This is a genomic window from Inquilinus sp., assembly GCF_057815775.1.
Genome location: NZ_JBYRFX010000422.1, coordinates 1 through 10,097 on the forward strand (window position 1 = coordinate 1; position 10,097 = coordinate 10,097).

The window sequence follows — 10,097 nt, forward strand, 5'->3', positions numbered from 1 at the left end:
GTCGGAGGGTGGCTTGGCGCCATCACCGCTGCCGCCGCGGGGCGGGCGGCCGGTGCCGGATTTGGGCGGGCGGCTCATGCCGCCACCTGCCGGCGCAGGAAGCCGGCCAGCCGGTCGGCCTCCGGCTGCATCGCCTCGACAGTGCCCAGCATGTGCAGGCAGCCATGGATCATGCCGGGCCACAGCCGGAATTCGTGCGGCTGCCCGGCTTCGGCCAGGCGTTCGGCGAGCGTTTCGCTGTCGTGCCGCAGGCAGTCATATTCCGCGGCGGTGAGATACAGCGGCGGCAAATCGGCAAGATCGGCATGAAGCGGGGCGGCCAAGGGCGTGTTCCGGTCGGTGTCGGGCGGGATGTAGTGGTTCCAGTACCACTCCATCTCCGCGGTGGAGAGGAAATAGCGACCGTCACCACCATAGTCCCGATGCGACGGGCTGTCGTGATCGGGTGTGAAGGCCCCATAGATCAGTGCGGCACCGCGCAGCGGACGCTCGCCGGCGTCGCGCAGCGACAGCAGGGTGGCGAGTGCCAGGTTGGCACCGGCGGAATCGCCCGCGATCACCAGCCGGGCCGGGTCGATGCCCCAGCTGCGGCCATGCGCGGCGAACCACCGCACCGCCGCCACGCAATCCGCCAGCGGCGCCGGGAACGGGTGCTCCGGCGCCAAGCGGTAGCCGATGCTGGCCAACTTCAGCCCGGTGCGCAGCACCAGGTCCCGGCAGATGCCGTCGTGGCTGTCCAGGCTGCCCAGCACCCAGCCGCCGCCATGGATGTACAGGATGGCCGGCGCCGGGTCCGCCGTGCCGGGGTCGTACAGCCGGACGGGGATCGGTCCGGCCGGGCCGGGCAGGGTGCGGTCGACCACCTGCGCCACCGGCCTGGCGTGTTCGTTCATCAGCGGCATCAGGGCCGCCGAATCCCGCCGCGCCTGCTCCGGCGTCAGCGCATCCAGCGGCGTGCCGGGGCCCGACATGGCGGCGATCCGGCCCATCTGCCGGGCGATCTGGGGATCGAGCGCCATGATATGGCCTTGTTTACTTGATGAAACCGATCGCCGCTCGGCTGGAGGGAACCAATAGATCGATGCAGTGTTCGACCGCTGCGTCCCCCGCCTTGCAAGTCAACACGTCATTCAACAGCACACGGCCGAAGTTTCCACAATCATGCCCGGCGATCTCGAACACCTTGACCATGGTCTTGCTCGCCGCCAGCGGAGCCATGTCCACGGCCAGCTGATCGACGATGATGCCTTTCGGGTCGAAGACCACGAGGTCGAGCTGCAGATTGCTGAAGGCCCGGTTGGTGCCGTTGTGCATCACCATGAAGGCGCGGCAGCCATTGTTGCCAGGTTCAAGCTTGTTCAGCTCGATGTCGATGCCGTCCTTCGCAGCGGGCGACTCGGGCGGCGTCTTGTCCTGTGCCTGCGCCGGATTGATCGCAATCGCGGCAAAATAGATGAAAAAACTTGCCGCCTTGAATCGAGCGAAACGGCGGGTCTTGGCGTATTTGTCCGGCATTTCGGCTCCGTCGGTCTGGACTCGCAGGGCGCAGCATGATACCCGCCGGCCCTGTGACCGCAATGAAATGCACTCAGGCGGTCGGTGTTCCCGTCTTCGCGATCCGCTCGCCATGGATTGTTCCGGGACCTGACCGTCGGCGCAGTACGTTGCCCCGTCTCCCGGCGACGACAGGCGCATTGCGCCTGGCGGATCGAAAGATCCGCCCCCTGGTCGACGCCGATTGGCAGCCCCTGGATGGGATCCATCCGGCGGACCTGCCGATCGTGAGGCGGGCATGACGTCGAAGGGCCTTGTTCTTCTGTCGATCGCGCTGGTGGGGGCCGTGGGCCTCGGCGGCGCCATCGCCTTCGATTCTGCGCGCCCGACACGGCCGCCCGTCATTGCCGTCGATCTCACCGGGATCGCGGTCGAACAGGCACGCCTGGTCGACCCGACTGAAGCGGCGCGGCCGAAGCCGGTGGTGGCCACCGCGCGGCGGCTGGCCGCGGCGCAGCCGACCGTCGCCGCCGGCTCCCGCCTGTCGCATCTGCTGTTCGGCACCGCCTTCGCCGCCATGCCCGGCGGGGCCGAGCTGGCCTCGTCGCCGCAGCCGCTCGACCCCTGGCCGGCGGCCGCGCGGCAGATGACCGGGGCATCGCCGGCCGCATCGGACAGCGCCGTCCTGGTGCCGGTCAGCCTGCCGCCCTCCGGGGCGGATGCCCAGCGCATCGATCCCGCCGGCCGGCTGTCCGGCCTGCAGCCCCCCGCCGCACCGGTCGCCGTGGCGGCACCGCCGGCCCAGCCCACCGCCGAACCGCCGCTGGCCCCGGCCGAAGCGCGGGCGGACGTCGCCCCGGTGGCGATCGGATCCGGCCTGCAGCCGGCCCAGCCCGGCGCCGCCGCGGTGGTCGACGCCGCGCCGCCGGTGGTGGTCGCCTCGCTGGGGCCGTCCCCCGACATCATCACCAAGGCCGTCGCCTCTTCGCCCTCGCCGGTGGCGGCGATCGCCCCGGTGGCGGCGCTGCCCGCGCCGGCGGCGCCCGGCGCCGCGGTCGAGGCCGGATCGGACCCGGCCGGGGTGGCCGCCGACCCGCTGCACGCCGTGGTGCCGGCCGAAGCCGGCTCCGCCTCCGTCAGCGCCCGGCCGCGCTTCTCGCTGCTGCGCGTCGACCGGCCGCAGCCGGACACGCCGGAGCGGCTGGACATCGCCCTGGCACGTGCGGTCTCGCTGATCGAACCGGCCGGCGCCCCCTGGCTGCGCGCGACCGAAGCCGACGGGGCCGGCCGGCGCCTGACCGGCTGCGGCCCGGGCGACCTCGCCTGCTCGACCTTCGTCGCCGGCCAGGCCAGCGCGCTCGACCAGCCGTCGCCGCTGCTGGCAAGGCATGGCACCGATCCGCTGACCATCGGCGGGATCGAATTGCCGGCCGCCGGCCCGGATGCCGAACGGGCGCTGCGCTGCCTGGCCTTCATCGCCTACACCGAGGCCGGCAACCAGGGCACCCGCGGCATGGCGGCGGTGGTCTGGGTGGTGATGAACCGCATCGCGATCTCGGATGATTTCGGCGACACCCCGTGCGAGGTGCTGGCCGATCCCGGCCAGTTCGAGCCGTTCCAGCGGCCGCGCTTCCGCGCCTTTGCCAAGGCCGTGCGCAACGGCAGCATGCCCAGCTTCCCGCAGCCGCTGAACCCGCAGGACGAGATCCTGCTGCGCACGGCGCGGCTGGTGGTGTGGCAGATGCTGGACGGCTATTTCGCCGACGACCCGACCGACGGTGCCCAGTACTTCTTCGCCCCGGCAGCGATGCGGGCGCTCGGCCGCGGCCTGCCGGCCTGGACCACCCGCTTCTCCCGCACCGCCGCGATCGGCGACCACGTCTTCTACCGGCCGAAGCGCGGCGGCTGAGTCCGGGGGATCGGCCAAGGCCGACCCTGGGATCGGCGTGGATGCGTCAATCTGACCCGGCCGCGACATCGCGGATCCGGACCGTCCCGTGAGCGGCGCCGGCGGGCCTGGACGCGCCGGAATCCACGAAGGGATCGACCAATCGGCGGCCCGCTCCACCTTATCCGGATCCTCGGCCTGCGAAGCCGCTTGCGGTCCGGCCCGTCTGCCCTGAAAACGTCACGAATCTTCCCTGGCCCCGACCCCTCGCCCGACCTAGAAGGGATTTGATGGCCGTCACCGATTCCGCCCCTCTGCCGCCTTCGCTCGGCTCGGTTCTCCTGGCCGTCGCGCCGCTGCTGTTCAGCGCGGCGATCATGATCATGGGCAACGGGCTGTTCGGCACGCTGATCGCGATCCGGATGGATCTCGACGGCAACGATGTCGGCACCATCGGGCTGGTGCTGGCCTGCTATTCCGGCGGCTTCGCCCTGGGCACCCTGATCTGCCCGCGGATCGTACTGCTGGTCGGCCATATCAGGACCTTCGCCGCCTTCGCGGTGATCGCCTCGGCCGCGGCGCTGTTCCATGCGCTGTGGGTCGATCCGGTGGTCTGGGCGGTGCTGCGCTTCATGACCGGCATCAGCATGGCGGTCCTGTTCACCATCATCGAGAGTTGGCTGAACGCCAAGGCGGTGAACGCCGTGCGCGGCCGGGTGATGTCGTCCTACATGGCGGTGAACTACACCGCCTTCGGCCTGTCGCAGCCCTGGCTGACGGTGATGGATCCGGCCGGCTTCGCCCTGTTCTCGGTGGTGGCGATGCTGGTGTCGCTGTCGCTGGTGCCGCTGTCGCTGACCCCGGTGGAAACGCCGCCGGTGATCAAGGTCAAGCGCTTCGGCCTGCGCACGCTGATCGCGATCTCGCCGCTCGGCGTCGGCGGCTGCTTCTCGGTTGGGCTGATCAGCGCCGCCTTCTCCGGCATGGGGCCGGTCTATGCCCGCACCATCGACCCGTCGCCGAACTGGATCGCCACCTTCATGATGACGGCGATCTTCTCCGGCTTCCTGCTGCAATATCCCGTCGGCAAGCTGTCCGACCGGTTCGACCGGCGCCAGGTCTTCCTCGGCATCGCCATCGCGCTGGCGCTGATCAGCGCGGCGCTGGCCCTGTTCGGCGGGCTGTCGACGACGCTGCTGCTGGTGCTGCTCGCGGTGTTCGGCGGGCTGTCCTACACCATCTATCCGCTCAGCCTCAGCCATGCGAACGACTTCATGCAGCCGGAACAGCTGGTGCCGGCGGCAGCCGGGCTGCTGCTGTGCTACGGCGTCGGCGCCATCTTCGGGCCGATCATGGCGTCGCGGGTGATGGAATGGCTCGGGCCGTCCGGCCTGTTCGCCTGGACCGGCACGGTCGCGACGCTGCTGGCGCTGTTCACCGCCTACCGGATGACCCGGCGGGTGGCCAGGCCGAATGAGGAACAGGGCAGCTACGTCTCGGTGGCGCCGACGACGACACCGGTCGCGACCGGGCTCGACCCGCGCGCGCCGGACGAGACACCGCCGACCATGCGCGACGCTGCCTGAAGGGACCGGACATGCCGCTCACCCGCCGCGCCCTGCTCACCCGGACCGTTCCCGCCGCCGGTCTGGCCGCCTTCGGGGGGGTGGGGTGGCGTGGCGCGCTGGCGCAGGACCCGATGTTCTTCAAGATCGGCACCGGCACCACCGGCGGCACCTATTTCCCGATCGGCGGCCTCATCGCCGGCGCGATTTCCGGCCCGCCCGGCCTGCCGCCGTGCGGCAGCGCCGGCGGCAGCTGCGGCGTGCAGGGGCTGATCGCGGTGGCCCAGGCCAGCGCCGGGTCGATCGACAACATCCGCCGCATCAGCAGCGGTGAATTCGATTCCGGCCTGGCCCAGGCCGACGTCGCCTTCGCCGCCTACACCGCCGCCGGGCCCTTCGCGGGCGAGCCGCCGGTCACCAGCCTGCGCGCCATCGCCCATCTCTATTCCGAATTCGTCCACATCGTGGTGCCGGCGGACAGCCCGGTGAAATCGGTGGCGGATCTCAAGGGCAAGCGCGTCTCGGTCGGGGTCGAAGGCTCCGGCACCCTGTTCGACATACGCCTGATCCTCGACGCCTACGGCATCAAGCCGGCCGATGTGACCGAGATCTATGAGCAGCCCGAACCGTCGGCCGACCGGCTGGTCGATGGCGGCCTCGACGCCATGGTGATGACCGGCGGGCCGCCGCTCGGCGTCATCGCCGACATGGCGCGCCGGCGGCCGGTCCGGCTGGTGCCGATCGAGGGGCCGGCGGCCGAGGCGCTGGTGGTCAAGGTGCCGTTCTTCGCCACCGAAGCGATCCCCGAAGGCAGCTATGAGGGCATCCCCGCGGCACCGACGCTGTCGGTCGGGGCGATCTGGCTGGTCGCGGCCAAGACCGACGATACCACTGTCTACGAGATCACCCGGGCGCTGTGGCAGGAGTCGACGCTGGCCCTGCTGGCGGCCGGGCATCCCCGGGGCAAGGAGATCGCGGCCGACCGGGCCGTGCGCGGCCTCGGCGTGCCGCTGCACCCCGGTGCCGCCCGGGATTATGTCGAACACGCGATGATCCGCTCCCCCACCGGGGCGGTGCCGTAGAGCGGGATCGTTCAGGATCGAAGCGGCTCGCTTCGATCCTGAACGTGAATCGCGCTCTAGATCCGAGAGACAGCGCCGCGCTCGATCGAGCGGATCGGCTCCAGGGCTCGGCTCAAACGCGCGTGAACGGGAAGAATCGGTTTCCGAGCTTGTAGTCTTCGCCATCGGCGCAAAGCGTCATGATGGCGGGGAACGCGTCATCCGCATTCTCGACATGCTTGATGACGACCTGGCCCTGATGCCCCCGCAGATGGTCGTTGAGCTTGATGCGAATGGTGCCGCGGCCCGAAATCGTGTGGTCCTGGCTCAACAATTCCTTGCCGTCCTGGGCGTAGGCGGAAAGGTTGAATTTCTTCTCGTCCTTCTGTGCATTCATCACTTCGATGCTGCTCTCCCAACCAGAGCAATCGAAATACGAAACAAACTTAGCCATGGTTTCCTCTTGATGAGTGTCCGAAGTCGGAGGCATTGAAAACCTCTTCCTTCAGTCAATGCTAATCGCGCGGCCGATATTGCAATCGGCTGTGCGGACGATATGTCTGGCTAAATTACAGAAGGGTTTCATCTCGGCGCGGCCTTGATGGCAATTGAAATCTGGTATTTCAATCGAACGGACTATTTGCCTAAATTTGACCGAAGCCTAGGCGAGTGAATGCCGCGCAGGTGGTTGGCTTCCGTCACCCGGTCAATTCCCTAGAAGGTCAGCACCCAGGGTTCCGTGCGAGCCGCGTCGATCCAGCGCTGCATCACCGGCAGGCCGAGCACGGCATCGACGTAAGCCCGGCAGGCGGGGTCCAGCGGCACGCCATAGCGGTCGAACCGCACCGCGACCGGTGCATACATGCAGTCGGCCGCGCCGAAGGCACCGAACAGGAACGGGCCGTCCGCCGCCGCGTCTTCCCGGCACTGCCGCCAGATGCCGGTGATGCGGGCGATGTCCGCCTCCGTCGCCGGGCTGCGCGGCCGGCCTGGCTCATCGGCGAAGACATCCATCGGCAGCTCGTCGCGCAGGGCGGCGAAGCCGGAATGCATCTCGGCCGAGATCGACCGTGCCGTCGCCCGCGCCGCCGGGTCGCGCGGCCACAGGCCCTTGTCCGGGAATCGCTCGGCCAGGTGCTCCAGGATCGCCAGCGTCTCCCAGGCCGTCACCGCGCCGTCGATCAGCGCCGGCACCTTGCCGCTGGGCGAATGCCGCAGGATCGCCGCCTTCGACTCCGGGCGGTACAGCGGGATCACGATCTCCTCGAACGGAATGCCGGTCTGCGCCAGGGCCAGCCAGGGCCGCAGCGACCAGGAGGAGTACCGCTTGTTGCCGATGATGGGGCGCAGGTCGGGCATGAACGCTCCCAGGGCAGGGGGTGGTCGGGCAGGGGGGGTTGGCAAGGCAAATCGGCTGGAGCATGGTGTGCCGCCCCGAACTTCCGAACGCAAGAAGGCCCCGATCGTGCTGCCGAATCTCGTCGATGCCGCCGAGGGAGAGGTCGTCTCTCTGATCCCGCTCAGCAAGGCGACGCTGGAGGGCTGGCGCGCCGCTGCAACCCCGTCCGAGGCCGCCTGGGCCGAGGCGCATGGCTTCGCTGCGGAGTCCGGCCGCACCCTGGCGCTGCCGGGCGATGGCGGAAGGGTGGCCGCGATCCTGGTCGGCATCGACCATCCCGCCGATGTCTGGGCTTTCGCCGGCCTGCCGACCGGGCTGTCGGCCGGCAGCTACGCCCTGGCCGATTCGGCCGAAGCGGCGACTGCCACGGCTGCAGCCTTCGGCTGGGCGCTCGGCGGCTATCATTTCGGCCGGTACAAGGGCCCGGACCGGGTCTCGGCCCGGCTGGTCTGGCCCGAGGCCGCCGACCGCGCCGCGGTCGAACGCGCCGCCAGCGCCACCGTCCTGGTGCGCGACCTCGTCAACACCCCGGCCAATGATCTCGGCCCGGCCGAACTGGCCACGGCCGCGGAAAACCTCGCCCGCGAATTCGGCGCCCGCTTCGACGTGACCGTCGGCGACGAGCTGCTGACCCGCAACTACCCGCTGATCCATGCCGTCGGCCGTGCCTCCCCCCGGGCGCCGCGGCTGATCGACATCACCTGGGGCGACCCGGACGCGCCGAAGGTCACCCTGGTCGGCAAGGGCGTCTGCTTCGATTCGGGCGGGCTGGACCTCAAGGATGCCGGCGGCATGCTGATGATGAAGAAGGACATGGGCGGCGCGGCCCATGCCCTCGGCGTCGCCCGCATGGTGATGATGGCGCAGTTGCCGGTGCGGCTGCGCGTGCTGATCCCGGCGGTCGAGAATGCGGTGTCCGGCGATGCCTTCCGGCCGTTGGACATCTATCGCAGCCGCAAGGGGCTGACGGTCGAGATCGGCAACACCGACGCCGAAGGCCGGCTGGTGCTGTGCGACGCGCTGGACGAGGCGTCGTCGGAGCGGCCGGAGCTCATCGTCGACTTCGCCACCCTGACCGGCGCGGCCCGGGTCGCGCTCGGCACCGACCTGCCGGCGATGTTCTCGAACGACGACGCGACGGCGGATGCGCTGACCGCGGCGTCGCGCCGGGTCGACGACCCGCTGTGGCGGATGCCGCTGTGGCAGCCCTATCACCGGCTGCTGAAATCCGGCATCGCCGACATCAACAACGCACCCGACACCCGCTTCGGCGGCGCCATCACCGCGGCGCTGTTCCTGGAGCGCTTCGTGCCGGCCGACCTGCCCTGGGTGCATATCGATCTCTACGCCTGGAACGGCGCCGACCGGCCGGGCCGGCCGAAGGGCGGCGAGGCGATGACGATGCGGGCGGTGTACGCCCTGCTGGAGGCGCGTTTTGGAGGCCGGCACTGAGTCGCTCGATCGCCCCGCCTGCCCCGTCCGCAGCGAGACTGAGACCGGCATGACCATCGCCTTGACCTCGATGCAGGCGCTGGAGCTGTGGCGCCATGCCCTGACCGCGGCGGTGCGGCGCGAGGCGCCGGACCTGTCGTCGCGGCAGATCGCCCTGCTGCTGACCATCTATCTGACGCCAGCGCCGCACACCGTGCGCGGCCTGTCCTCGGCCCTGCACATCTCCAAGCCGGCGGTGACCCGGGCGCTCGACCGGCTGGGCGAACTCGGCCTGACCCGGCGCGCCGTCGACACCGCGGACCGGCGCAACGTGCTGATCGAACGGACCGAGGCCGGCCAGGCCTATCTCGACGGCTTTGCCGACCTGGTGCGCCAGGCCGCGACCATGATCGGCGTGGCGGCATGACCGGCGATCTCGACCGCAACCTGGTGCCATGGCGGCCGGACCTGGCGGCGGAAAGCCTGCGCGGCAGCCATCCGGCGGAGCGTTACGTCGCCGGCACGCTGCACCAGGCGATCCGAGGCATCGTGCCGATGCGTGCGGTACCGGATGCGGCGCGCGGCCAGGCCACCGAGATGCTGCATGGCGAGACCATCACGGTCTACGAGATCAAGGACGGCTGGGCCTGGGGCCAGCTGACGGCGGATGGCTATGTCGGCTATGTCCAGGCGGCGGCGCTGACCGACCGCATCGTTGTGCCGACCCACCGGGTCCACGCCTTCCGCGCCTTCCTCTACCCCGCGCCGGACTTCAAGCGGCCGCCGATCCGCGCGCTCAGCTTCCGCAGCCCGGTCGAGGTGGTGGAGACGGTGAAGGGCTATGCCCGCATCCGCGAGGCCGGCGAGCCTGGCGGCTGGCTGCCGGAGGTGGCGCTGGGCCCGCTGGACGCGGTCGAACCCGACGTGGTGGCCACGGCGCAGCGCTTCCTCGGCGTGCCCTATCTCTGGGGCGGCCGGTCCAGCCTGGGCATCGACTGCTCCGGCCTGGCCCAGCTCGCCCAGGCCGCGGCGGGGCACGCGATCGAGCGCGACACCTACCGCCAGGTGCAGACCGCCGGGACACTGGCCGGCACCGACGGCTCGATCGGGCTGCGCCGCGGCGACCTGGTGTATTTCCCCGGCCATGTCGGGCTGATGGTCGACGGCGAGACCCTGCTGCACGCCAATGTCCGCGCCGCCTGCGTCTCGTTCGACCCGGTGGCCGAAATCGCCGCCCGGTCCGAGGCCGCCGAAGGCCG

10 protein-coding genes are annotated in these 10,097 nt (G+C 70.3%); 6 read left to right on the forward strand and 4 right to left on the reverse strand.

The annotated features are described in order from the left end of the window. Positions 1-74 precede the first annotated feature (74 nt). Both AC3XYG_RS15045 and AC3XYG_RS15050 read right to left on the reverse strand, forming a co-directional pair. On the reverse strand, positions 75-1,019 hold the full coding sequence (locus AC3XYG_RS15045; RefSeq protein WP_489140651.1) for an alpha/beta hydrolase: 945 nt from the start codon (positions 1,017-1,019) through the stop codon (positions 75-77). Between the two features lie 13 nt (positions 1,020-1,032). Continuing rightward, positions 1,033-1,515, reverse strand: a complete 483-nt coding sequence (locus AC3XYG_RS15050) for a Tat pathway signal sequence domain protein (protein WP_489140652.1) — start codon at positions 1,513-1,515, stop codon at positions 1,033-1,035. A gap of 277 nt (positions 1,516-1,792) precedes the next feature. Here AC3XYG_RS15050 and AC3XYG_RS15055 point away from each other — a divergent pair, with 277 nt between their 5' ends. From AC3XYG_RS15055 to AC3XYG_RS15065, 3 genes are all read left to right on the forward strand, one after another. Then, positions 1,793-3,403, forward strand: a complete 1,611-nt coding sequence (locus tag AC3XYG_RS15055) for a cell wall hydrolase (RefSeq protein WP_489140653.1) — start codon at positions 1,793-1,795, stop codon at positions 3,401-3,403. A gap of 269 nt (positions 3,404-3,672) precedes the next feature. After that, positions 3,673-4,968 carry an MFS transporter gene (locus tag AC3XYG_RS15060; protein WP_489140654.1) on the forward strand — a complete coding sequence of 432 codons (1,296 nt, stop codon included), beginning with the start codon at positions 3,673-3,675 and terminating at the stop codon, positions 4,966-4,968. An 11-nt stretch (positions 4,969-4,979) separates the two neighbouring features. Next, entirely contained in the window at positions 4,980-6,029 is a 1,050-nt protein-coding gene (locus tag AC3XYG_RS15065) for a TAXI family TRAP transporter solute-binding subunit (RefSeq protein ID WP_489140655.1), read from the forward strand. A 112-nt stretch (positions 6,030-6,141) separates the two neighbouring features. Here AC3XYG_RS15065 and AC3XYG_RS15070 read toward each other — a convergent pair whose 3' ends face one another. Together AC3XYG_RS15070 and AC3XYG_RS15075 are read right to left on the reverse strand one after the other, a co-directional pair. Beyond that, positions 6,142-6,462: a hypothetical protein gene (locus AC3XYG_RS15070; protein WP_489140656.1), complete on the reverse strand. Its 321-nt coding sequence runs from the start codon at positions 6,460-6,462 to the stop codon at positions 6,142-6,144. A gap of 260 nt (positions 6,463-6,722) precedes the next feature. Beyond that, positions 6,723-7,367, reverse strand: a complete 645-nt coding sequence (locus AC3XYG_RS15075; RefSeq protein ID WP_489140657.1) for a glutathione S-transferase family protein — start codon at positions 7,365-7,367, stop codon at positions 6,723-6,725. A 106-nt stretch (positions 7,368-7,473) separates the two neighbouring features. Here AC3XYG_RS15075 and AC3XYG_RS15080 point away from each other — a divergent pair, with 106 nt between their 5' ends. The 3 genes from AC3XYG_RS15080 to AC3XYG_RS15090 form a co-directional block, all read left to right on the forward strand. Next, positions 7,474-8,859 carry a leucyl aminopeptidase family protein gene (locus tag AC3XYG_RS15080; protein ID WP_489140660.1) on the forward strand — a complete coding sequence of 462 codons (1,386 nt, stop codon included), beginning with the start codon at positions 7,474-7,476 and terminating at the stop codon, positions 8,857-8,859. Between the two features lie 49 nt (positions 8,860-8,908). Next, positions 8,909-9,265, forward strand: a complete 357-nt coding sequence (locus tag AC3XYG_RS15085) for a MarR family transcriptional regulator (RefSeq protein ID WP_489140658.1) — start codon at positions 8,909-8,911, stop codon at positions 9,263-9,265. Then, positions 9,262-10,097, forward strand: an 836-nt coding sequence (locus AC3XYG_RS15090) for a C40 family peptidase (protein ID WP_489140659.1), incomplete at its 3' end; no start/stop codon positions are given. The genes AC3XYG_RS15085 and AC3XYG_RS15090, both read left to right, overlap by 4 nt.